The organism is Methanooceanicella nereidis, from assembly GCF_021023085.1.
Lineage (GTDB): Archaea > Halobacteriota > Methanocellia > Methanocellales > Methanocellaceae > Methanooceanicella > Methanooceanicella nereidis.
This window is the reverse complement of sequence record NZ_PGCK01000002.1, coordinates 345,590-369,545: the sequence shown is the minus strand read 5'-3', so window position 1 is coordinate 369,545 and position 23,956 is coordinate 345,590. Positions and strand designations below refer to the sequence as shown.

Below are 23,956 nucleotides of genomic sequence, written 5' to 3'. Positions count from 1 at the left end.
CTTTTTCGCCTTTGTGCGCTTCGTGGTTAACAGTTTAGTGTACCTTTTTCGCCTTCGTGCACATTGTGGTAATAATGCATCTTTTCGGCTTTCGCTCTCTTTTTTCCGAAAGGCTTTTATCTTTATGCTTTCCAACCTTTTAATAGCCGATCATCATGCAATCCCCTGATTTTCTGACAAGCACTCTTAACCTGATAAGAGAGTCCTGCGAGATAAGCGGTATCGATGAAAAATATATGCGTCTTCTGTCGCGTACGGATAAAAAACTGATAGTGGAATATCCGGTCTCTATGGACGACGGTAATGTCTCTTTCATTAAAGCTTTCCGCATACAGCACACTAACGCGCTGGGGCCGTATAAGGGTGGCATAAGGATCTCTCCGATGTCGTCCGAAGCGGAGGTCACGGCGCTTTCGATGCTGATGTCCTTAAAATGCGCCATTCTGGGATTGCCTTACGGCGGATCCAAAGGCGGGATAGTGTCCGATGCGGGAAAGCTGTCAAGAAATGAGCTGGAGCGTGTATGCAGGGGTTATATAAGGGCGATAAGCTCTGTCATCGGTCCTGATATGGATATTCCGGCTCCCGATATGAACGTCTCAGAAGAGTCGATAGGGTGGATGCTGGACGAATATGAAAAGATGGCGGGACATTCGGTCCCTGCCGTTATAACCGGAAAGCCTGTCGTCCTGGGCGGTATAAAAGGAAGGAAGACGGCCGTGGCATGGGGCGGCATATTCATCATGGAAGAGGCTGAGCGGTTATATAACTGTAAATGTAAGAGCTTCGCAATACAGGGATTCGGAAACGTCGGCGGGAGCCTGGCAAGTATACTTTATGAAAAAGGTAAGAAAGTGGTAGCGGTCAGCGATTCAACCGGGGGAGTATACCTGGAAGACGGGCTGAACATACCCGCCCTGTTCAAGCATAAAGCAAAGACCGGCTCTGTGACTGGATTTAAAGACGCCAGGGATATAACAAATAAAGAGCTGCTGGAACTTGAAACAGACTTCCTTGTACCGGCGGCGACCGAAGACCAGATAACCGGTAAGAACGCTGCGGACATCAATGCCCGGGCTGTATTATCCCTTGCGAACGGCCCTGTAGATAAGAGGGCCAGTGAAATACTAAACGACAGGGGTATTTTTGTCATCCCTGACGTGCTGGCTAACGGGGGCGGAGTCGTAGTAAGCCATTTTGAGTGGGCTCAAGGCAGACAGGGATATGCATGGAGCGGCCCGCAGGTATCGGGAAATCTTAAACTTATAATGAAGAAGGCATTCAGGGACGTTCACGATGTATCCGTGGATTATAAAAAGGATATGTATACTGCCGCATATATCCTGGGAGTTAACAATATCGTCAGCGCATTAAAAGCGAGGTCCATCTAATCGAATGGATAGTATTTTTCGCAGAAATGCCATGAGCATACTTCGGGCTTTGCATCCTGTATGCCGCAAAAATATCTTTTATCTTCCGTAGATCTTAAGAATGGGCACGAAGCGACCTTATTCCCGTTCTCGTCCACCCAGAGGATGCCTTCGGATACTTCACCTTTTTCATCATACCGGATCAGCACATGTCTGAGGATGTCTTCCCTGCCGTCGAACATCCATTTAGCGATGTCCTGGCCGGAAGCCTCAAGTCTCATGCCATATTTCAGGCAACATGTCCCGCACTGGGTGCAACCGCTCATATCAGTGAATTCACCGCTTTGGACTAATATTTTCCCGTCGAGAAAGAATGTTTCAATTAGCGCTATCCATCTTGATAATGAACTTTACAAGCAGATAGATGCATAAGGTGATAACCGCTACTGCGGACAGCTCTTTGATCATGGCATATATCGAGCCGTTGCTCAGGTTAAATACCACCAGCGCCCCGCCGAGTAAAAATGCGGTCGCTGCGAGTGAGTTCGTATCCACTGCCGTATGATCACCATGCTTAGATTGTCCTTGATAATATATAATGTTTATTCATGAACAATTTGAAAATACCAAAAATAATGGTGATCAATAATTATGCGACATTATGAATTAAAAATAAAATACCCGGGGAATATATGCGGCATGTTTTGCTCAGGCTTCCCCTATCTTTTTAACGATGTGATCCATTTTGTCCTGTATGTTCTTTAAGTGCGTTTTCAATTTCTCAATATTAGCCTTAAACTCACTCATTTCTCTGTTCACACTGGCCTGTTCCTCGGGAGTCAGCTGGTACTCGTTCGATCGCTGATATAGCTTCTCATAATCATTTTCCAGTCTGGCGACGTCCTTCTTCCATCCTGAGAGGTAATTTGCCGTGTTATGTATGTCCTGCTTGATCCTGTTCTTTTCTTCAACCGACAGCTTATCCAGCCCCTGGTCTACGCTTTGCTGCCGCTCGGCCAGCCTGCTGTCCGTGGACTGTAAGTTCTGTCCCATGATCGAAGCATCATATTTCTTTTGACCTATGTCAGTCATCAGCTTATCCTTTTGCGCACATGCCTGCATACACATACACGATAGCATAAGTGCAAGCACCGATATTACTAAAACCTTTGATGATCTCGCCATCCTCTACACCGGATAAAAAAATGCCGTAGATTATTTTAAACTTTAAAAACCTTTATAGCGGATTTTTTAGAGCAATAGCTGTAATAGCTTCACGTCTATCCACCTATCCAGCTTGTACCCGATCTCTCTAAGATGGCCTGCTTCCATAAAGCCGAAGTCTTCGTGCAGCTTTAAGCTCGCTATCTGATCAGATGCGATCCCTGCCATGATGCTGTGGTATCCCAGGCAACGTGCCTCAAGTATGAGGTTCATCAGCAATACTTTTCCTATTCCTTTACCCGTCATGTCATGCCTGATATAGACGGAATCCTCTACCGTGTGCCATGCAGATGACCCCGGGTGGTACTTAGAAAGCGAAGCCCATCCAACGACCTCCCCGTCGATCTCAGCAACGAACACCGGGTATCTCTCGCCGTGAGCTTCGAACCATGCCGTACGGCTTTCGACTGTCTCGGGTTCTGTCTGGAACGTACATATTGAATTAATGACATAATGATTATAAATATCGTTGATCGCATTAATGTCCGGGGTCTTCGCGGGGCGGATATCCAGGTATTTGCTCATAATGCTCATAAAGCAATGATGCTGATTTAATCTTTTCGAGCATCGTAAAAATGGTTAAGTATTGTCAGCGCCGAGATAGTTTTAGTCATGAGCAAGATGATCCCTATAATATATTTCTCATCGTCGAACAATACAAAATATACTGCCGAGATAATATCCAGAGGTCTCGCTTCGTACAGCCTTGAGCCTTTGATGGTGCGGGTTGAGGAGGCGGGGGAGTACGCAGGCATACTGTCAGGCTGTGATGTCATAGGGATAGGATCTCCCATCTATGCGGGTAACTTTACGGAGCCTGTAAAAAAATTTGTATCATCATTCGATCTATCCGATAAACGCGTATTTTTATTCTCCACCGCTTCGGAAGCATTCTTTGGCTCGATGGACGTTATGAAAAAGACGGTCGGAGAGCGAGGGGGAACTATCATCGGCTCGCTTGAGACTAAATTTTTTGGGGCGATGGACGGCGTTTTTCTTATAGACCTTTTCTCCGGCAGATTCCCGCTGAAAAAAGACGATATTAAGAGAATATACTCTTTCGGACAGGATGTAGGCTCCGTCATATGCTCGGGCGAAGGCTGTGCAAATTATGAGGATCACATTCTGGGCGCGACGGCCTCTACTATCGTAAAAAATATTTTTGAGCCTCCTGCTATGGGCCTGTTGAAGAGACTGTTGTTTAGAACTTCTCCGGATAAGTGCATTAAATGTAAAAAGTGTCAAAAAACATGTCCCGGGGAAGCTATCAATGTCGACGATACCGGTCCACACATAGACAATGGCAAATGTATACTGTGCTTCCGGTGCTTTAAGTCATGCCCGACGAAAGCGCTTTACCTGAGCGCAGGCAAAGACCGGGAATTTTACCGGGGCCCATGGCAGCTAAAAGGGTATATAGACCCCGATGACGTTCGTGGGCTTTTTGACCGGTGATCCTGCTCAACATCATCAAAGATCTGATAAAGGGATGATAAAACAAGGATACAGCGGGGCTGATTTACTTCCGGTCTAAAGTACCCGGAATGTTCATCGAAGCTCTTTGTCGCTTTCCTATAATGCTTAATAAAAAAATAACGTCGTTTTCATGCAGGATGTTACTGCTGATAAATTTTATTTTTTAGCCTTCTTTTTAGCCTTAACCGCTTTCACGGCTTTCTTGACCTCTTTTGTAGATTCGGCTGCGGCCGGGACCGTTTCTTTTTTCCCCCAAATTGCTATGATCTTATCTATCGCTACGTGCGTGTAAACCCCTTTACCTGTTTCAAGAGTAAGCACGCCGTCGGCGCATCCCGCCACCGTCCCTGTGAACTTATCCTGGCCGCCACAGTAGACGTCAACTTCCTGGCACAATAAATGTCCTGTAATGAAATTTTCCATAACCATCATAATGATTATTATATTATGGAATTATAAATATTGTCATTTACCGGACGATGCAGGCGGACTCCTGATCATTGTAAAAATAATACCGATTTACTGCAAAAGTCATATCTTTAATTGTTTTAGTGTTCCTGCACGCGGAGACATTGCAAAAAAGAATGAGGTAAAAATTTAACGACAATGTCAATTAAGCTGATTTACTACACAATACTTTTTAGTGATTAACTATAAACATAATATGGTCTTTCCATGAAAATGCTGGTGGCATGTTATTCCTACACAGGCAATACGCTTAAAGCAGCCGAAGCTTTACAGAGATTAATCGGTGCGGATCTCACCCGTATAGAAGCTTTAAAGGACCGGTGGTACCTTTTCAAGGCATACTATGCCATTAAAGAAAAGAAAGTCCCTATAAAGCCGTGTATCACGGATCTCAAGGATTATGACGGTATAATCATCTGCTGTCCGGTATGGGCAGGGAAAACTCCGTCGGCTGTAAACGAATATCTTTCAAAGCTTGAGAACGTCCGTGGAAAAAAGTTCGCGATACTGATAACGTCCGGCGGAGGCAAGCAGCAAAAAGCGTCGGTCCGTATAAAAGAACAATTAGAGAAATGCGGCGCAAGGTATATTGATATGTTAAGGATACTGGAAAAGGACATTAATAACGATGAATACCTTAAAAAAGTGGAATCGTTCGCGAAAAAATTTTAACAATAACATGCCATCGGCCGCCATAGCTCTGACATTTTGTCATTGTCTGCCCTGTTCCGGATCTAAAAATAATTTTCATTTTTCCTGATCAGTACTATTAATTAAAAATTTTATCCAGATCTCCGGCCGATATTATCTTTTACAATGCCATATTATCTGGCCGGCACAGCTTTAACGGGCTCTCTCCTTTCTTGTGTCGCGAACACGTTCTTGATCCTGTACACAACGAACAGGCCGAACCCTATCTTTGTGACGAGGTCAAGGATGCCATATAGTATTGCTTCGGTGAATGGTGAGATCACACCAAACCCTGTCGGGGCCAGTATCCAAACAACCGGGAACAGCGACCACATAGCCATAATGAACCCGACGATCGGCTTCCTGTATCTCTGGTCCGCCGCTCTCCAGCGTACTAGCGACATCAACAGGCCGATATATGCTGCCGAGCTCAGGGCAAAATAATACCACCGTTCGGGAGTGGTAAAATAGCTTGCCAAAAATCCGCAGAACATCACTATGCCTGTGAGGATGGCTACTTCCAGCGTCTCCCCGCGCAGTTTACCTCCGATCCGGGCAACTTCAGTGGCCAGTATAACACAGCTTCCTATGTAGAAAAGCCACCTGGTCCAGTATATCGGCTGTCCGTTAGGGGCTGTCACTGTCAGTATGCCATTCGCCATGATGACATATGATATGACCGTAATGAAAGAAACAAAAGCCTCATCCCTGAATGGCCATTTATCCGTCTTTATCCTGCTCTCAAGTAATGTGAACCCTATCGCAGCAATGGCAAATACAACAGCTCCTGCCCAAAATACTATTATCTCTTCGCCGGCCATGTAGTTTCCCTAAATTAATTTATTTACTGATTTATTATATAATTATTTCCTATGCATTTGTATGCATATCATACTCTGGCTTCACGTCCGCGTATATTCGGCTTACTGCAGTGTGAACGATAAAATGGTTCAGGCATATATCATCTTAAATGTTTTAATCCTGTTTAGGGATATGCTCTAATGCCGGGTCATATTTTTATTTTTAAACTATTTTTATGGTATAACTATGGCCAAATTCGTGCTATTGTACCTGAGCATGTCCGGTAATACAAAGGCTATTGCGGATGCCGTGATCGACGGGGCTCGCTCGGAGGATGTCGACGTTATCGCTATGGATCTTTGTGACGCGAGGATAGAAGACATAGTGGCTGCGAATGCCATTGGTATCGGGTCTCCGACATACGATCATAATATGATGGCCCCGGTAGAAAGACTTCTGGACCGGCTCGGCAAGGAGGACGTGACCGGAAAATATGGCGTAGCCTTCGGGTCTTACGGATGGACCGGGGAAGCTCCTGTACTTATCGCTGAAAGGATGAGGAAGATCGGCATAAAAGTGGTAGACCCGGTAATACGCATCCAGTACGGGCCTTCCGAAAAGGAGGCTGACGGATGCAGGTTACTGGGCAAGGATGTAGCATTAAAAATAAAAAGGTCAAAAACCCTGATACATGCCTGAGATTCCCATCAGTTCAGGGTTTTAAGCTGCAGGACCGTTTCTATGGATCCGGCCATGAACCCGGACAATGACCCGTATCGATCAATGTATCATTCGACAGGGTCAAGCGGATGCATATTATTATATGTTGCCACGATCTTCCTGTAGTCTTCCTGGTACTTGTTCATGCTGTCTACCATGGCCTGCTCGTTCTTGGCTATATTTTCAAAGTCGCCGCCTTCAGGGTCAAGGTATTTCTGTAATTTTCTTCCGGCTTCTATGGCCGCGTTACAGTCGGAGACAAAGGCCGCTACTTTTTGACCGTATCCCTGTATCCATTCTTTATCAAGCTTTGAAAGAATGTCCATGGGATTTTTCTGTTCGTCAAGCTCTTTCTTTGACGCGGTCGCTCTGTTTAACTTCGCGACATAGTCGTTATATATGTCCTGTATCTCCTTGTTCGTCGCATATGATCCCATCACTGCGGCATTTTTTTCATAATTGGACTGGTAACTGTTGTATGTTTCCCAGCACGTCTTTATATTATTCCTGTAGACCTTCTCTCTGTCGGAGATCTCAACATATTCGCTGCTTTCAGGGTCATAGTATTGCTGTAGCTTTATTCCTGCATCTATCGCCTGGTTAGCGCTGTACTCATAATCTATGCTTCTCTGTTTGAAGCCGTCTATGAATTGCCTGTACTCGCCTATGTTAGCGGGGCTTGTCGACCTTGTATACTCCAGCAGGTCATTGAACCTCGAATCGGCAATATTACTTTTATCTATGTAATCATCCGTTGCCGCTTGTTTCTCCAGTCGGGTATCATAGGACCTTTCAAGGATGTTATAATTGCTTCGCTGAGCCTTGATGTCCTGCCCAAATTTCTCCCTGTCGCTTATGATCCTTTTATATTCCACGCTTTCATTGTCCAGGTACTCTGCGTACCTTTCACCTGCTGCTATCGTATCATTGAATCGCTGTTCGGTAATGGCGATCAGCTTGTCATAATCGTCAAGCCATGAACGATACTCATCCATGGTGACATTGGCCGGACGCGATTGTTCCTTAAGGTTATTTATCATCTTGTTCAATGCAGAGACCTTTGTATTATAGTCATCCCGGGCCCCGGCCATTTGATCATCCACCGGTTGTATATCGGGAGGCGGCGCTTTAGGTCCCGTACATCCGGCTATTATCATTGATAGTACGATAGTCAGTCCAAAAATTAGTTTAGCCTTATCCATTTAAACAGCCCCACAGTCATTTATATGGCTTATTTAAGGATAATTATAAAATAGCTAGTATATAAATATATTACAAATAATAAATAGAAGCCTGTAATGTCCGTGATCTAATGTCTATTTTTTTAATAAAAATTGATAATATGAGAACCGGTATGTGTCAATATCATTCGACCGGCTTATTTTCCTATTTCTATTAAATGCTATGATCTACAGGTTTCCACAGAGCAGTGACCCGATCTTTTTGGCAAGGTGCGGTGTCGGTAAGTCATTTTGGAGCATGGCGAGAAGCGTGAAGTTTTCCGCAAGTATCTCATAATGCGCTACTCTTTTATCGCCCTCAAGTTTTGGCGTCTTATTCAGGACTGTCCGGATGTTCTTTCGCCTGGATATCAATGTCTCGCTATCTGCTTTTTATGATCATCCAGTTCAGGAGGGATAGAAAAGACGGCAATATTCCCTATTATCTCAAAACCACCGGGAAGATGATCGATAATGTCCCCTGACAGGGCTTCCTTCAAGTCTTCCTTAAGGCTCATTCTGCTCCATATAAGAATGAACCGGGTCGATAAAATTTGGCGCCCTCGTATACCTGAATATACAATAGCTGACTAAGTTGGCAAAAATATTAAAATTTAAAATTTTTATTTATTCGCGGTCATCTCGTTCGGTCAATTTAACTGTCACTCCTGAATGCTCTCTTTCGTAGATGCCAGAGCAGACTGAATTTTCAGGATAGAATAAAGTTATATATTCCCGAATAAACACACAATATCCGGATAAATTGTAAATACATACGTTTTTTACATAAGAAAATATGAAAAACTCAACCGCAAGAGAGCCGCCACCGCCGGAGCCTATTCCGCAGCCCGAGCCTCAGCCCGGGCCTCCCGGACCCTTACCGTGATTAAAAACACACCAAATATGCTGTATCGGCCGCTATAATACGATTCTTTTAGCCTGACCGATAATAAAAAGTGCAGGCTATACAGCCTACACGCTCTTAGTAAATTTTAGAATGTCGTCCTTTGATAGTTTCTCGTCATGGACGTCCTTTGCATGCCTCTGTACCATAGAGACAAGCTCGTCAACGTTCTCGTCACGGACCATGAAAGGACAGTCGGAACCTGTGGACTTACAGCTGAATTCTTTTGTAATACCTGTTCACCCCGGATTCTATTTTATTTTGCATATAAAATAATTATTTGATAAAAATGGCGAATAGCGTCGAGTAATTTACTATAGCCCAACTGTCAGGGTATGCCGAACGATCGTCTCGATCTATGCTGCTTACGGGCAGTTATGGCCGAACATATTCTGTAAGCCGTTATCGTTTATATTATCGATAATATTTTTTAAATGATAAGTAAAATCTTAGACGGGATCATTTTTGAAGAATATTGGTATAGTGACAAGCGGGGGAGATGCGCCCGGCATGAACGCTGCGATCAGGGCGGTCGTTCGTGTAGCGCATTCGAAAGATCTTAAAGTCACCGGCTTCAAAAAAGGCTGGCATGGCTTGATCAGAAATGACTGTATGGTTCTGACGCCGCGTTCAGTAAGCGGAATAATCCAGCATGGCGGCACTATACTTCATACTTCCAGGTGCCCTGAGTTCAATACCGAAGAAGGCGTCGAGAAAGGCTGCGAGAGCCTCGCATCAAACAATATCGACGGGCTGGTGGTCATTGGCGGCGACGGTTCCTTCCGGGCAGCCTTAGAACTGGGTAATAAGTCGGGAGTACCGATGATCGGCATCCCGGCGACAATAGATAATGATGTCTTTGGCACGGACGAGACTATAGGGTTCGACACGGCGGTTAACACCGCGGTGCAGCAAATAGACAAGATCAGGGATACGGCTGTCTCTCATGACCGGATCTTCGTGGTGGAGGTCATGGGGCGAAAAAGGGGGTTCCTGGCATCTACCGTAGGAATAACGGTAGGGGCTGAGATCATACTTGTCCCTGAAGTAGAGTTCATAGCGGAAAACGTATTCGAGATCATCCGAGAAAATGCCGAAAAAGGAAAAAAGTCGGGCATAATCGTGGCAGCCGAAGGTATCGGCGACACTCATCAGCTTACAAAGGACATCAGGGAAAACACCGGGCTGGAAACAAGGCTCAGCATTTTAGGATATGCCCAGAGAGGCGGGAACCCTACGGCAAGAAGCCGGCTATTGGCAAGCCTTTTTGGGAACAGGTCCGTCGAGCTATTGTTCGAAGGCCAGGGGAACAAAGCAGTTGTCTTTCAAAACGGCAGTGTAAAGAGTATTGATATAAAGGATTCTTGCGAAGGTGAAAAGCGTCTTGATCTAAGCTTGATCAGACTGGCAGAAATCCTGGCGAAATGATCTTTTTCGTAATTGAACTTTTTATCTCAAGGACAACCATTATACCGGATCGTGTTAACAATGCCCGGCGGATACTAAGCATATGGTTCATGCTACTACTATTACCGTCCAATTTTGCCTGTTGAAATTACAGGCTAACTAATTCTCCAGCGTTTAAAAATGTCTATAGTAATAAAATCCGGTAAAGAAATATCTATTAAATATGGGAGGCGGGCATCTTTTAAAAACGATAATAGTACTTTTGATCTCAATATGTTTTATTCTTCCTTCATTCATCAATATCCTTGTATATGATGCCAGTGCGCGTGCGGATATTTATACGATGGCTAACAGAAGCACCAGGCACTATCTTCCGATGGGGTACGATGTCAACGGTACTGCCGCTAAAAAGATAGTGGACTGGGAAGGCGCCAGGGCCGTAGGAAATGTGGGTATAGGGGACGGAAGGCTAAAAACGCTAGTCCGGGATACTACGCTCGAAGAGCTAATGCTTCCCGCACAGTATATGCAGGGAACGATAAGGGTAAACGAAGGACCGTCCTCAATTATTTATAAAGAGCCGCCCAATGACATTTTCACTCAATTCACGGTCCAGCCCGGTTCCCAGTACTGTAAGCTGGTGGGTTTGATCGCTCCCGGGGGCAATAATGTCGACATCGGTATAAGGTCGCTCGGGTACGCTTATGTCAGCCCGGAAACATATCTGAGAAGAGCAAAGATCGTAGAGAAAATAATCAGGGCACTGGCCAATCAAACAGCATAGTTTTCATATCGACTATGGTAAAGGATGTCAGGTCATGCGGGTCCGCAGAGCCATTAACTGACATTTAAGCATGATGATCTGCCGGGCCACAGTGATAAAAAGTACATGCAAGTATCTCTTTGTGATAAAATTAAATTTAAGGAACAGGCCACAGAACGTAACATAAAACCATTCATGAACATGCCTGATTATCAAGTCACAATTGCAGGATCGTTCCGATACCTGTTCTGTGTTGAACCAGGCTCATTAAGTACCTATTGAACCTGTAGCTATTATATCTGTAAACAAGTAGGTGTCATCATAGGCCATGAAGCTATCCTGTCGTTGGACAATAAGGGGTAGGGCAGGCAGGCTGATGCAGTTTTCCACAGGCTCTGCAGGCGTGAAAGTAAGGATCAGGTCGCCTTCATGGCCGCTGGCAAATGTGGTCCTGTTCGCCTCCTTGATGATCAATGCCCCGACAGAATACGGATTCATATAGAAAAGATCGCAGGTAGTCACGAATGGGATACTGGTTGTCTGCGGTAATATACAAAATTGCGCATTAGCAGGCTGTGCATATATCAATAATATAATGACAAGCAATATGTTCAGGACTACAATCGGCCTCATACCCAACAAACCCATTAAATAATGATTTATTGAATATTTATATTATTACAACAATAATTTTGTGTTAATCTAATGTTCAATCATAAATAAAAACAAAATGTTTCTAGTTCTAAGCGATTTATCCCGGGTATATTGGCCTGAATCGCTGGTCTTAACTTTTGATATGGATGTTTAGAGACTAATGGAGTAAGTAAAAACAATCAAAATCTCTTTTTTAAGCTATTAAAATGATTAATAAGTTTGTATAAATTATATTAATTACTTTATAATATTTTAAAATTGTTAAAAGACTGATAATAGACGGGCTACTTTAATGTATTGAGCTGTTAGTGCTGATATAAACGGTATAGTGCTCTTAGGTCCGGAGAACATTATCGGTGGGTGATACTATGGCAAAATTTATCGATCCTTACAGCAGTGGAGAATTTCACGGCAGGATAGGAAGGACTTACCGGGAATCTGTACCCTGGTGGCCTGAACCTGTATTAGCGAAAGAAGGCTCGCCGAACATATTATATATCGTGCTCGACGATGTGGGCTTCGGCTCCTTAAGTTGTTATGGGGGCCCAATAGATACGCCGACGTTCGACAGGCTCGCAGCGAACGGGCTGCGGTACAATAACTTCCATACGACAGCATTATGTTCGCCGACCAGGTCCTGCCTTTTGACGGGAAGGAACCATCATTCGAACGCGATGGCAGGAATAACCGAGATAGCGACAGGGTTCCCGGGATATAACGGGCATATACCGCTTACTAACGCATTTTTATCAGAGATACTGACCCCTAATGGCTATTCTGCTTATGCTGTAGGTAAATGGCATCTCACTCCCGATGAAGAGACGAATATGGCGTCGCCCCGCACCAGATGGCCCATGGGAAGAGGATTTGAGAGATTTTATGGCTTCCTCGGCGGGGAGACCCACCAGTATGATCCTGACCTGGTATATGATAATCATGAAATTGATCCGCCTAAGACTCCCGAAGAAGGGTATCATCTGACCGAAGACCTCGTAGACAAGACTATAGATTTCATAAAAGACCTAAAGGCGGTAACGCCTGATAAGCCGTTCTTCATATACTTCTGCACAGGGGCATGCCATGCGCCTCATCATGTGCCGAAAGAGTGGGCGGATCAATATAAGGGGCTATTTGATAAAGGCTGGGATAAAGTCAGGGAGGAGACTCTGGAGAGGCAGAAAAAAATGGGCATCGTGCCTTTAAATACAGAATTGCCCCCGAGAGAGCCGGAAGTACAGGAATGGGACGGTCTGCCTGACAACGAGAAGAAGCTTTATGCCCGCATGATGGAGGTCTTTGCAGGCTTCCTCAGCCACACAGACCATCACATAGGGCGATTGATAGACTTTTTGGAGGAGACGGGCGATCTCGACAATACTCTGATATTTGTTATATCGGACAATGGCGCCAGCGCCGAAGGAGGGCAGTTTGGCTCAGTTAATGAGAACCGGTTTTTCAACATGGTACCGGAAAGCCTCGAAGATAATCTAAAGATGCTGGATGAACTCGGCGGGCCCAGAACTTATAACCATTACCCGATGGGCTGGACGATGGCGATGAACACTCCGTTCAAGCGCTGGAAGCGGGAAACACATAACGGCGGCATCAGCGATCCCTTTATCGTGCACTGGCCAAAGGGCATCAAGTCGAAAGGAGAGGTCAGGAGCCAGTATCTCCATGCTATCGATGTCATGCCCACTGTGCTTGACATCTTAAATATCGAGCATCCTATTGTGGTAAAAGGCTATGTTCAAAAACCTATAGAAGGCGTCAGCTTTGGGTACAGCTTCGATTACGAGGAGGCACCCAGCGTCCGTAAAACACAGTATTATGAGATGTTCTCATACCGGGCCATATATCATGACGGGTGGAAAGCCGTGGCTCCATGGCCATTTGGTAAAGAGGTCACCGAAGAGGAATTATCCCGGGTAAAATGGGAACTCTATCACGTCGATGAAGATTTTTCAGAATGCCATGATGTTGCGGACCGGCATCCGGAAAAACTTCAGGAACTGATAGAGACCTGGTGGATGGAGGCCGGCAAATACCATGTTCTGCCGCTGGACGGCCGGGGGCAGGAACGCCTCGCTGAGCCGAGGCCTGTCATGGTAAAGGACCGTACCAAATATACATATTACCCGGGCATATCCCCGGTCCCCGAAAGAGTCGCGGCGGATGTTAAAAACCGCTCTCATAGCATAACGGCGCATGTCAACATACCTAAAGGCGGGGCCGATGGCGTATTGCTCGCGCATGGCTCGGTTTTCGGCGGCTACTCATTCTATATCAAGGACAGAAAGCTGCATTACGTGCATAACTATGTAGGGATCACAGAGTATCGTATAAGCTCGGAGTTCGATGTGCCGGAAGGCGAAGCTACCTTGAGGTTCGAGTTCAAAAAGACTGGAGATCATCAGGGAAAAGGGATACTTTTCATTAACGGTAAAAAAGCCGGTGAAGGAGAGATCCCGCATACAGTGCCGATAGCCTATAATCTGGCCGGAGAAGGATTATGCTGCGGATATGACGGCGGCGTGCCGGTCACAGACGATTATAAGTCGCCTTTCAAGTTTACCGGTAAAATAAAGAAGGTCACCGTAGACATCAGCGGCGAAAAGAAGCGCGATACCGAGCTAGAGACAAGAATGGCGTTCGCCAGGGAGTAGAGAGTATAATAAGATGACAGGCACACCGGCCGCTTTCCATGTACTGGCAAAGCCTACAGGATCGATATGTAACCTGCAATGCAGGTATTGCTTCTTCCTCTCAAAGGAGAGGCTATACCCCGGAAACCGTTTCCGAATGGATGACGCGCTTCTGGAAACATACATACGGCAGGTGATCGAGTCGCATCAGGTGCCACAGGTATATGTGGCATGGCAGGGCGGAGAGCCGACCTTGATGGGGCTCGATTTTTATCGTAAGTCCATCGAACTCGAGAAAAAACATAAAAAACCCGACATGACCATAATTAACACGCTGCAAACGAACGGAACGACACTGGATGACGAGTGGTGCAGATTTTTCAAAGAGAATAACTTTCTCATCGGTATCAGTATAGACGGCCCTCGCGAACTACACGACGCATACCGCGTCGACAGGTCCGGGAATCCTACTTTTGACAGGGTGATGCGAGGCTTACGGCTTCTTCAAAAGTATGATGTAGACTTCAATATCCTTGCGACCATTCATGCCTCAAACGCAGATCATCCACTCGACGTATACCGGTTCTTCCGCGATGAAGCCGGAGCTCAATTCATACAGTTCATACCGATAGTTGAAAGGGATAATGAAACAGGATTCCAGGAAGGACAAGATGTCACCGGCAGGTCTGTAAAGGCAGAACAATTCGGAAATTTCCTGAAAGCGATATTCGATGAGTGGGTAAGAAGGGATGTAGGCCGTGTATTCGTACAGACGTTCGACGTAGCCCTTGCGAACTGGGCGGGCGTTCCTTCCGGGCTTTGCATTTTCTCTCCGACATGCGGCGAGGCCATGGCTCTTGAGCACAACGGTGACATGTACTCGTGCGATCACTTTGTAGAGCCGAAATATTTCCTTGGTAACATAAAAGAGATGCATATGTCAGAAATAGCGGGCTCATTAAAGCAAAGCCGGTTCGGAAGGGACAAGCTGGAAACATTGCCTGCTTATTGCCGCGAATGCGAAGTGCGTTTTGCCTGTCATGGCGGCTGCCCCAAAGACCGCATCATAAACACGCCGGACGGTGAGCCCGGATTGAACTATCTGTGTGCCGGTTACAGGTCATTCTTTGATCATATAGACCGGCCTATGAAAATGATGGCACAATTGCTCCGCCAGAACAGGGCTCCCGCCGAGATCATGCAGATCCTTGCCGGCGAACAGGCTCGAAGGTCATATGTAAAGATAGGGCGCAACGATCCATGCCCGTGCGGAAGCGGGCTTAAGTTCAAACGTTGTCATGGCAAATATTAACATTCTATTTAAGTCAGGCGAATAAATGGTATGATTTGTAAACCTGTCCTGCAGACTTATTTTTTTTATTGCCGTTTTTTAGAAATAAGTCGATACAGGAGCCAGATGCAATTCTATGGCCGTCAATGTTATTTTAAACGTTTAATAATGAATTTAATTCCAATTATCGATAGCTGTAAAATAAATTCGCTACATAAGATATTTTATATGTCCTCTGCATAAGGATGAGGATATGGATAGAATAAAGCTGTTGATGGTCCTATTCTTCTCATTATTTTTAATAATCATGTCCGGACTCATCTATTGCATATACTCTTCATTCAATAACTACGAATCCATGCATCCGGAAGTCCCTCCCTGCGGTACGATCTTTGAGGAACCGCTTCAACAGTACTGTTCAATTCTGACCATATGCAGGACTTACAACGGGGTCGATTTTGAGATAGAGCCTGTAGCTACATATAATATCACGGCAACAGTCAAAAGTAAGAGCATCTATCATGATGAGATGTCATCGATCGTCCCTATTGATATGGTACTGGTATGGGGTAAGCTTGAAGACGCTGATGTTGACGGCTATATAACTTATAACCAGTATGACCGGAAATACCAGTATCGCTATATGGGCGGTTGCCCGGTAAGCGGGAGCTATATACAGTCACACTCATCGAATACCCATATCATTCCTTCGAACGATGCGGTCAACGGCGCGCTGGGATCTCTGGCTAGAGACCGGCAGATAACGATGGGCGGTTATCTGGTGGACGTTTACTGGACATCCGGCGGAGGCCTTCGGTGGATAAAGACAAGCAGGATAAGGACCGACTCGGGAATGGGATCGTGCGAGGTCTTTTTTGTGGACTCTGTCACTATCGGGAATGAAACATATACCTGATATATATTATCGAAAACTCCTATTATTCATAAAACTTCTAATTCTGCATACAGAGAGCACGGATGAAAATCCTTACACTTATAATCAGCTAACTCTGGTCGGTTTAGCATCATTTTTATTATCTTTTCCGATAGAAGTCCGTAAAATTTTAAATAAATTCGATAATATGAAGCATAACTTATATACAATGTTCTTACTTACTCGAATTGCAGAATAATGTCTGTATGAGTAATATAAATGAGAGACACTGGATTTAGAGGCCGGAGAAGTTTCGAAGGCCCAAAAGAAATGCACAAGGCAACTTGTGCCGATTGTGGTAAAGAATGCGAAGTGCCCTTCAAGCCGACAGAAGGCAGGCCGGTATATTGCCGGGATTGTCTTCCGAAACATAGGAAGCCAAGGTTTTAGTACATATATAATTTCGAGCCGCATAATAGCAAAGGTTACGCGAAGATTCGCTTTTCGCAATTAATATTTTATTATTAATTTTTTCATTCATCTTGACTATTTGCCTGTTAATATCCATATATTCTTTAATGACCAGATCTCCTGCAGTTATCATTCTCATATACCGGCTAATCCGGTTAAAAGTTGTTTTTACGGATACGTGGAAAACGAAGTGGAACACATGCATAGATCATTAATTCTTTTTTTAAATTCCAGTTTCAACCTAAATATCTTTATAAATGTTTATGAAGTAAATTAATTATCGATCAACGTCAGAGGTCAAAATATACAAAATATTCTATTTGCTAATTTTTTAGTTTATTTGGTCGATTATTGTTAAATGAACAATAAGATTGATCTTACATATTTCCCGGTTCTATATAAACAGGTTCTTTTTTTCATATCTGTAAAAGTCTTTTAGCATTTTCAGCGTCTTCTCATTTTTAATTGAAACAGCATGAGTCTTAATCTTCTCGGCTTTGCTTTTTGAATACTCGGCCGTGTCATAAAATAATCTATACGCGATGCCCCTGCCTTTTCTGCGAGCCAGTTGCGAAGCATCTTTCATTCCATGGGCTTCAAAGATATAGCCCAGGTAGAAATATGAATGAAAATCCGTATCAGAGCTGCTGGCCATGAGGGCTGTAAAGAACCAGTATAAGGCATTTTCAAGGTGACCCTTCATAAAATAGAACTCTGCAAGCCGCCTGCATAGAACACTTTTTAGCTTGCATTTCTCTATGCCTTTTATAAGGATCTCCTTCGCCTGCTCGAAATTACCCTTATTAAATTTATGTGTGGCTGACCAGTAATATGGGAGATAATAGTCAGGGTTATTATTGATCTCTTCCTCAAAAACGAATATTTCTCTCTTTTCGGTATTTTCCGGGTCCTGATAATCCATTATCGCCTTTTGTAGCTTCTTATTATCCGATAGTGTCCTTTTTTCTTCCATATCCTGTATCCTTTGTTCATACAATCCGCTAATATCGGTTGATACCACATCTCCCTCTTTTTCACCAAAGATCCTTTCAAGCAGCCCCATTGTTCTGTCTCCGCATTATAAATTCAGGGTCTATCTGAGAGTATAAAACATTTATTGAATTTTGATTTAACGAATTTTCCAATTTATTTTATAAAATTTTGAATAAAACCAATAAATACCAAATAAAACAATTTTAAATTTTAATAAACGTTATTTAATTAACTTTTTTTCATAAACAAAATACTTATATATAAGTAATTTCTTTTAAAATAGTAGGTGCAAGGGATTGTCATACAAGCGTTCGAAACATGTGATGTGTTTTATAATAGTGGTCTGTTTAATTTCAATTCTATTTTCCGGAATATTTCCTGCGGTCGTAAAAGCAGATACGGGCTACAGTATAGACACAGAGATACTTACTTCGATCCCTCGCGTTACCGAACCAGTCGATGTTAAAGTAAGTGTTCTTGAAAACGGCATTCCTTTATCTGATAAAAATGTGGAACTTCAGGTGACATATCCCGACTCAAGCACACAGATACTGACCTGCGTCACAGACTCAAGCGGTATCGCACTTTTTTCATTCATTGCGTCAACTAAAGCTGAAGATCACAATTTAAGGATAAACGTTTCTAATAATATCTTAACAAGATCTATACCTGTCCAGGCATCTGACCCGGAAAGCATATATCTGGCATACTCAAGAAAGCTGGTGCAGGCCAACGGGATATCCACCGCCCTGATAACGGCCATAGTCGAAGATAAATATCAAAATCGAAATAAATCCACTGTCTTAGGGGTTGATACAAGCTCGGGTATCCATCTGGAAGGTGTGACAGATGAGTTCGGTACATTATCATTCAACGCAGGGCCCGGCGCTAGTTCTTATATTGAAAATATTCAGGTAAGCACTAAATCTTCTCCCGTTACAATATCTAACTCGACACAGGTCTGGTTCGTAGATGGCGATTTGACCCTTGAAAGGTCAGCTGAAATAATAGTGGCGAACTCCAGTGTGACAATAACCGGGACTCTGACGAACGGCGGCTCGATTTTTACAGGAGTCCCGGTTTATTATGAGTTTTACCTGTACAGGCCCGGACAAAACAACAGCATACCATACTATGTAGTATCGGACACCGGTGTTGCCTCCGTTACTCTGAACGCGTCTACCTCGATCGGTACCAATTACGTGATGTGTAAGGTCAGGGATCTTGACCTGTTCAGGATGACTACTTTTCAGGTAATGAGCTCCAGCCCGACCAATCTGACTGTATTTACTATCCCGTCAGATCCGGTCTTTGCTGATGGTGTATCGACTTATAAGATCATGGCACAATTATCGGATGAGTTCGGTAACCGAGCTCCATCAGGCATATTGATCAATTTTTCCAATCCTTACGGTGAAGTATGGTCTGTGCCGACAAATAAATTCGGGACCGCAGAGATAACGTCCAGCCCTTCAAGCTATCCTGGCGAAGTATTGATAAACGTCTCGACAATTAACAACCTGACTAAATCTATTTCTCTCCAGTATATCGTAGGCCCGCCTTGTAAAGTCTACTTAAGGGCTATACCCAATGTTGTCGCCAGCTCTGAAGTATTGAACGATGAATCGTTCAAAAATATTCACGCGACCAACGTAACTGCTATAGTCACGGACGAATGGTATCATCCCCTGCCCGGTCAATATGTGGAGCTCACAGTGCCGACCGGTAACGGCTTAATTTCGGAACCTTCAAGCGGTACCACAAACCAGTTCGGAGAGTTCAGGTCGGTATTCACTCTTGATAATAACTCATTCTATTTCGGCGAAGCGACCGTAAAAGCGGAAAGTAATGGGATGATGGCTACCGCGAATATCATCTACACGAACCGTTCTTTCCTTAGCGTATCGACTGAAGTGGAACCTCGCATAGCTGCAGTGAATAAGTCAGTTAATGTCACGATAAACATAACCGGGATCGGATGGAAAGTGGCTCCAAAGCCGGTCGATGCGATGCTAGTCATCGATACCTCCTCAAGTATGGACTGGTATGCAGACCTTGACCGGCAGGGAGAATTGCCGAAGACCGGCTGGATACCTGACGATAAAAAATGGTATAAGATCGGAGAATATACCATGACCCAAAGGCCGAAATCCATCGATTTCATGTGCGGATGGAGGTATAATAATCAGGGTCTTAGCGGGTCTCAGACCACTTATTATGACCTTCTCGTACAATACCCCAATGGGAATAATTACACCTGCACGTCAGGCCTGACCGAGCGCATTCACGTGGTCAATGACGCTAAGAACATGCCTCTCGGGACATACCAGCTTTACGCACGTTACCAGAATGGCACAATTGCGCCCCCATCTCCTTACTTCCTCTCAGTTGAGCTAAACACAAAAAGGATAAAAGCTGCCAAAGATGCCTCAAAGGATTTCGTCGAAACAGTATCCCCCCTTGACAGGGTCGGACTGGTATCTTATAACTCTAATTCACAATTAAGATATCCTCTTACGCCAATGTCCGGAGACCGTTCCGGCCTAATATCAAGTATAAACGGAATGTCACTGGGCGGAGGGACATATACTCATCTTGGTTTGTCCCGGGCTATCGATCATCTGCTATCTACTACCAACGATGATGTTAAGAAAGTTATCATTCTTCTGACGGACGGGTATTCATACTATCCCGACAATGATCGCGCCCAGGCTTTACGGGCCAGGGATAATGGTATAATATTATATACCGTGGGTTTCGGCGGCTGCGATGAGGAGCAACTGTCATACCTTGCAAACGTCACAGGGGGTAAATATTATCGCGCTTCCAACAGCAGCGACCTTTCCGAGAGATTCAAGTTTATCGCTACCGACATGCATGACACTATAGCACAGTCCAGCGAACTCACCCTTTTGGGCGAAAGGTCCGAGATCAACGGTACGGTGATAAATAATGCCGAATATGTATCCGGGTCTGCCATAGTTACGGCAACAAATGGTACCAAATACCAAAAAGACCCGACGATAACTTTCAACGACTCTTCCTATACGTTAAAATGGAACCCCGGAGTCATTCGGGTCAATGAGATATGGAGCGTAAAATATCAGCTTTTGATCAAGAAAGGCGGATACATTTATCCTATAGGCAACGGCAGCCAGATAAGCTTTTTAAGGCCTGATGATAGTATTGGCACTTCCGAGATCGGGTATGAGGTGATCTATGCAAGCGATAACCTTACTGCCGGATTAAACGCGGATGACCGGATCATTAATATCACCATTATATCGCCGGGTAATAATTCCCGGATCAGGAATGACCTGACAGAAGTAGTATGGCTTGTAAGGTATAACGATACCGGCAACTATACGCAGGTGATCGATTTCGCTCCGGATACAACGGGGATATTCAACGTCATTTCTACCGGGTTCCAGGGTAATATGTCCAATAATAATACGCCTTTCAAGGAATACTGGAATGTCCGGGACCTTCCCTTTGGTAATTATTTGTTGAGAATATCCGCATCGGACGGTAACAGCACTGATTCCACATTCATAGTAGTTAACCGTCCTGACATGAGAGGTCAAATAATACTGGAATAAGGAGGAAAATAATGAATGACCATCCAATGACCATATACGTATTTGTAGCGTTATCGCTAATATCGATATTGATCCTGGCGCTATGCGTCGTTATTCCAGATCATCTTTCACCTTTGATCGGAGATGTGTTCTCCGGGAAACCGGATATAAAGAGCAATAATGATAATGTCGGCGAGTACCAACAAAACGTATCTTCTGTCAACGGCCTTACCGGTATTTCCCTTTATAATGCTCTGGATATTACATACGCTGATCCTGATGTCCGGGAATGGTTATCGTCGCATCCCGGATACGGCATCTCTCAGGCCGGTTCCGGCCATATGGGCATGGACGGTTTATCTTACGAATGGCATGTTATGTTCGCTCAGGGTAAAGATGCTATGATCGTCACGGTTGAGTATGGTAATGTTACCGGCGCCATAGAGCACAGTTCTTATTCAACGGGCATTCATGTCATGGATAAGTCCGAAATGCAGGACAGCTCTATTATCATGAAAAATCTGTCTTTTTTAATAAGCCGGCCTGATACGGGTAATTATCTGGTATCCTTCGATTTCTACTCCGAACCGGATGGCGGTAGATACGAGCTGACCTATTCCGATCCTTTTGACAATTCCCGAAACTTCGAGATCATTTTCAACGCTCGTGACGGAAGCATAATAAGTTCTGATTTTAAGGGGGACTGGTGGCTTGGTGCCTGAAATGACAAAGGATCAGAGCGCACAGTGGATACTGCTATCCGGCATAGTCATAGCTGTCGGTCTCATCGTATTGATGCTTTTAATAAATACTGCAATGCTTACTGGCCATTCGTCTGCCGAGTCGATAATGAACTTCCCGAAAAACGACATCCGCGAGCTTAAAAGCGAATCCATCAAAGAGGCATACATTCTCTGTAAATCGACAAATGAAGATGTTACGATATCTACCGCGCAGGAACGTACAAACTTGTTCAACTCGACCTTCGACAGGTTTGTATCGGACATCATTGATATTTACGCGTACAGGGGAGCATTTGTTGAGATAGGGTGCGTCCCTGCCGCGAACGGGACAAGTACGAAGATAGAGAACGCTACGCTGGCCATCAGTTACCTGGACGGAGATACAAGCTACTCGGAAAACTATAACCTGATCGTATGGGGTGCTTAAAATTTCCGGCAGGATGTTATTACGAAATGACGACGGTGTAAACATCGTCACAGAGTATATTATTACATTCATGCTCGCGATGTTTATCTTTACCGTATTCATCACAATGTCACAATCAATGTTCATCGATACTCCGAAAAGGACCGTGTGCCAGAACCAGTTCGTAGACATCGGAAATGACGTCGATACAAAGCTTATCGATACCTATCTGGTCGCACCTGATAACGGCTCCATAAGGACCAACTTTTATATTCCGACCGATGTTGCCGGATATCATTATAATGTGGGCATACAGACAAGCCCTAACGGTCTCGATAAAGAAGTCACAGTGTACAGCATTGAGAACGGTATCTATGTTACGCTCACCCTGAACGGCGTGAACTCGACTATACCTGTAAGCGGGAACACAAGCAGCTTGAACGCCCTGCATACGATAAGGTACAGCTCAAGATAGGTGGTATGGAATGATGGGATTATTTAGTGATGAAAGAGCCGTGTCAGAGGCTATAGGCTACGTGATAATCTTCGGTATGGTCATAACCTGCATCGGCATCGTCCTCGTCAGCGGGGATCAGGTAATAAAGGATACTGAGGCGCGCACAAGCTTTCAGGGTGTAGAGCAGAGCTTCAACGTCCTTGCCAGCGATCTTACGAAGACCGCGCTGGAATCCTCCCCGGTGAAAACTACCCGGATAAAATTTGATATGGGTTCTCTGAGACTGGAGCCCGACGATAATATGCTTGTCGTTAAATTTCCTTCAGGCGGCGCAGTCCCGATCTATAGCGGCAATTATGGCTCCGTACGGTTCGAATCGAGCCGCAACGACCGGGCGATCTCTCTGGAGAACGGCGCGATCGTAGAGGAGTACTCAATATCCTCTATCATGTCAAAGCCTCCGAGGATGTATTATTCCCCTGATTCGAAGACACTGATGATCACTGTCATCGATCTTAAGGGAGAGCGAGCAGCTGTGGGTAACTCTGCGCTATGCTCCATACAGATGAAATATTCCGGCTCCGAACTTATAGACATCTCCGGGCCGGAGAACACAGTCGAGATATGCGTCATGACAAATGCCACCGATGCCTGGAAATCATATTTTACCAACGATTTCACTCCCGTGATGACGATACAGCCATCATCGGACGGCTGGGTAAATGCCACGCTTGGCAATGTGAAGCGTGTCATGATAGTCAGGTATGACATTGATATGAAGATAGATTAGAGGTTACTAGA

At 44.6% G+C, this 23,956-nt stretch carries 26 protein-coding genes and 1 pseudogene; 15 read left to right on the top strand and 12 right to left on the bottom strand.

The genetic code is table 11. The annotated features are described in order from the left end of the window. The first annotated feature begins 155 nt into the window (after positions 1 to 155). Positions 156 to 1,391, top strand: a complete 1,236-nt coding sequence (locus CUJ83_RS04015) for a Glu/Leu/Phe/Val family dehydrogenase (RefSeq protein ID WP_230740865.1) — start codon at positions 156 to 158, stop codon at positions 1,389 to 1,391. On the opposite strand, the gene CUJ83_RS04010 is transcribed toward CUJ83_RS04015, so the two are convergent. From CUJ83_RS04010 to CUJ83_RS03995, 4 genes are all read right to left on the bottom strand, one after another. After that, a complete protein-coding gene (locus CUJ83_RS04010; protein WP_230740863.1) occupies positions 1,388 to 1,696 on the bottom strand; it encodes a YkgJ family cysteine cluster protein in 309 nt (102 codons plus the stop codon). The genes CUJ83_RS04015 and CUJ83_RS04010 overlap by 4 nt on opposite strands. 52 nt (positions 1,697 to 1,748) lie before the next feature. After that, positions 1,749 to 1,925 carry a hypothetical protein gene (locus CUJ83_RS04005; protein WP_230740861.1) on the bottom strand — a complete coding sequence of 59 codons (177 nt, stop codon included), beginning with the start codon at positions 1,923 to 1,925 and terminating at the stop codon, positions 1,749 to 1,751. 153 nt (positions 1,926 to 2,078) lie between these two features. Continuing rightward, positions 2,079 to 2,555, bottom strand: coding sequence for a hypothetical protein (locus tag CUJ83_RS04000; RefSeq protein ID WP_230740858.1), 477 nt, complete (start codon positions 2,553 to 2,555; stop codon positions 2,079 to 2,081). 66 nt (positions 2,556 to 2,621) lie between these two features. Continuing rightward, positions 2,622 to 3,119 (bottom strand): GNAT family N-acetyltransferase, encoded by a 498-nt coding sequence (locus CUJ83_RS03995; protein WP_230740857.1) that lies wholly within the window; start codon positions 3,117 to 3,119, stop codon positions 2,622 to 2,624. Positions 3,120 to 3,206: 87 nt separating this feature from the next. Here CUJ83_RS03995 and CUJ83_RS03990 point away from each other — a divergent pair, with 87 nt between their 5' ends. Next, entirely contained in the window at positions 3,207 to 4,049 is an 843-nt protein-coding gene (locus tag CUJ83_RS03990) for an EFR1 family ferrodoxin (protein ID WP_230740855.1), read from the top strand. A gap of 273 nt (positions 4,050 to 4,322) precedes the next feature. On the opposite strand, the pseudogene CUJ83_RS15870 reads toward CUJ83_RS03990, so the two are convergent. Continuing rightward, a pseudogene (locus CUJ83_RS15870) lies at positions 4,323 to 4,493 on the bottom strand (MM0924 family protein); the annotation flags it as partial. A 252-nt stretch (positions 4,494 to 4,745) separates the two neighbouring features. Here CUJ83_RS15870 and CUJ83_RS03980 point away from each other — a divergent pair. Further along, positions 4,746 to 5,210, top strand: a complete 465-nt coding sequence (locus CUJ83_RS03980) for a flavodoxin family protein (protein ID WP_230740851.1) — start codon at positions 4,746 to 4,748, stop codon at positions 5,208 to 5,210. 152 nt (positions 5,211 to 5,362) lie between these two features. On the opposite strand, the gene CUJ83_RS03975 is transcribed toward CUJ83_RS03980, so the two are convergent. Continuing rightward, positions 5,363 to 6,049, bottom strand: a complete 687-nt coding sequence (locus tag CUJ83_RS03975) for a bacteriorhodopsin (protein WP_230740849.1) — start codon at positions 6,047 to 6,049, stop codon at positions 5,363 to 5,365. A 226-nt stretch (positions 6,050 to 6,275) separates the two neighbouring features. On the opposite strand from CUJ83_RS03975, the gene CUJ83_RS03970 reads away from it, so the two are divergent. Next, positions 6,276 to 6,728 (top strand): flavodoxin domain-containing protein, encoded by a 453-nt coding sequence (locus CUJ83_RS03970; protein ID WP_230740847.1) that lies wholly within the window; start codon positions 6,276 to 6,278, stop codon positions 6,726 to 6,728. 89 nt (positions 6,729 to 6,817) lie between these two features. Here the strand turns inward: CUJ83_RS03970 and CUJ83_RS03965 are convergent, their stop codons facing one another. From CUJ83_RS03965 to CUJ83_RS03950, 4 genes are all read right to left on the bottom strand, one after another. Then, a complete protein-coding gene (locus CUJ83_RS03965) occupies positions 6,818 to 7,951 on the bottom strand; it encodes a hypothetical protein (RefSeq protein WP_230740846.1) in 1,134 nt (377 codons plus the stop codon). A gap of 207 nt (positions 7,952 to 8,158) precedes the next feature. Further along, positions 8,159 to 8,344 carry a hypothetical protein gene (locus CUJ83_RS03960; protein ID WP_230740844.1) on the bottom strand — a complete coding sequence of 62 codons (186 nt, stop codon included), beginning with the start codon at positions 8,342 to 8,344 and terminating at the stop codon, positions 8,159 to 8,161. After that, on the bottom strand, positions 8,341 to 8,487 hold the full coding sequence (locus tag CUJ83_RS03955) for a hypothetical protein (protein ID WP_230740842.1): 147 nt from the start codon (positions 8,485 to 8,487) through the stop codon (positions 8,341 to 8,343). The genes CUJ83_RS03960 and CUJ83_RS03955 overlap by 4 nt, the downstream gene beginning before the upstream one ends. A 454-nt stretch (positions 8,488 to 8,941) precedes the next feature. Beyond that, on the bottom strand, positions 8,942 to 9,106 hold the full coding sequence (locus CUJ83_RS03950; RefSeq protein ID WP_369423873.1) for a DUF1059 domain-containing protein: 165 nt from the start codon (positions 9,104 to 9,106) through the stop codon (positions 8,942 to 8,944). A gap of 232 nt (positions 9,107 to 9,338) precedes the next feature. Here CUJ83_RS03950 and CUJ83_RS03945 point away from each other — a divergent pair, with 232 nt between their 5' ends. Next, positions 9,339 to 10,301, top strand: a complete 963-nt coding sequence (locus CUJ83_RS03945) for an ATP-dependent 6-phosphofructokinase (RefSeq protein WP_230740838.1) — start codon at positions 9,339 to 9,341, stop codon at positions 10,299 to 10,301. Between the two features lie 202 nt (positions 10,302 to 10,503). Then, the gene (locus CUJ83_RS03940) at positions 10,504 to 11,064 is read left to right on the top strand and encodes a hypothetical protein (RefSeq protein WP_230740836.1); all 561 of its coding nucleotides are present in this window, start codon (positions 10,504 to 10,506) and stop codon (positions 11,062 to 11,064) included. Between the two features lie 246 nt (positions 11,065 to 11,310). Here CUJ83_RS03940 and CUJ83_RS03935 read toward each other — a convergent pair whose 3' ends face one another. Continuing rightward, positions 11,311 to 11,676: a hypothetical protein gene (locus CUJ83_RS03935; protein WP_230740834.1), complete on the bottom strand. Its 366-nt coding sequence runs from the start codon at positions 11,674 to 11,676 to the stop codon at positions 11,311 to 11,313. 389 nt (positions 11,677 to 12,065) lie between these two features. Between CUJ83_RS03935 and CUJ83_RS03930 the strand changes: the two genes are divergently transcribed. From CUJ83_RS03930 to CUJ83_RS15625, 4 genes are all read left to right on the top strand, one after another. Then, a complete protein-coding gene (locus CUJ83_RS03930) occupies positions 12,066 to 14,363 on the top strand; it encodes an arylsulfatase (RefSeq protein ID WP_230740832.1) in 2,298 nt (765 codons plus the stop codon). A gap of 13 nt (positions 14,364 to 14,376) precedes the next feature. Beyond that, positions 14,377 to 15,654, top strand: a complete 1,278-nt coding sequence (locus CUJ83_RS03925; protein ID WP_230740830.1) for an anaerobic sulfatase maturase — start codon at positions 14,377 to 14,379, stop codon at positions 15,652 to 15,654. A gap of 232 nt (positions 15,655 to 15,886) precedes the next feature. Next, positions 15,887 to 16,549, top strand: coding sequence for a hypothetical protein (locus CUJ83_RS03920; protein WP_230740828.1), 663 nt, complete (start codon positions 15,887 to 15,889; stop codon positions 16,547 to 16,549). A 237-nt stretch (positions 16,550 to 16,786) separates the two neighbouring features. After that, on the top strand, positions 16,787 to 16,957 hold the full coding sequence (locus tag CUJ83_RS15625) for a CxxC-x17-CxxC domain-containing protein (protein ID WP_369423864.1): 171 nt from the start codon (positions 16,787 to 16,789) through the stop codon (positions 16,955 to 16,957). A 415-nt stretch (positions 16,958 to 17,372) separates the two neighbouring features. Here CUJ83_RS15625 and CUJ83_RS03915 read toward each other — a convergent pair whose 3' ends face one another. Further along, the gene (locus tag CUJ83_RS03915; RefSeq protein WP_230740826.1) at positions 17,373 to 18,041 is read right to left on the bottom strand and encodes a tetratricopeptide repeat protein; all 669 of its coding nucleotides are present in this window, start codon (positions 18,039 to 18,041) and stop codon (positions 17,373 to 17,375) included. A 268-nt stretch (positions 18,042 to 18,309) separates the two neighbouring features. On the opposite strand from CUJ83_RS03915, the gene CUJ83_RS15865 reads away from it, so the two are divergent. The 5 genes from CUJ83_RS15865 to CUJ83_RS03890 are packed head-to-tail and all read left to right on the top strand — an operon-like array spanning position 18,310 to position 23,945. Next, positions 18,310 to 21,570: a VWA domain-containing protein gene (locus CUJ83_RS15865; RefSeq protein WP_230740824.1), complete on the top strand. Its 3,261-nt coding sequence runs from the start codon at positions 18,310 to 18,312 to the stop codon at positions 21,568 to 21,570. Between the two features lie 11 nt (positions 21,571 to 21,581). Then, entirely contained in the window at positions 21,582 to 22,271 is a 690-nt protein-coding gene (locus tag CUJ83_RS03905; RefSeq protein WP_230740822.1) for a hypothetical protein, read from the top strand. Next, positions 22,264 to 22,719: a hypothetical protein gene (locus CUJ83_RS03900; RefSeq protein WP_230740820.1), complete on the top strand. Its 456-nt coding sequence runs from the start codon at positions 22,264 to 22,266 to the stop codon at positions 22,717 to 22,719. Before CUJ83_RS03905 ends, CUJ83_RS03900 begins: the two co-directional genes overlap by 8 nt. A 13-nt stretch (positions 22,720 to 22,732) precedes the next feature. Beyond that, positions 22,733 to 23,173, top strand: coding sequence for a hypothetical protein (locus CUJ83_RS03895; RefSeq protein WP_230740818.1), 441 nt, complete (start codon positions 22,733 to 22,735; stop codon positions 23,171 to 23,173). A 10-nt stretch (positions 23,174 to 23,183) separates the two neighbouring features. Further along, positions 23,184 to 23,945: a DUF7289 family protein gene (locus CUJ83_RS03890; protein WP_230740816.1), complete on the top strand. Its 762-nt coding sequence runs from the start codon at positions 23,184 to 23,186 to the stop codon at positions 23,943 to 23,945. Positions 23,946 to 23,956 lie beyond the last annotated feature (11 nt).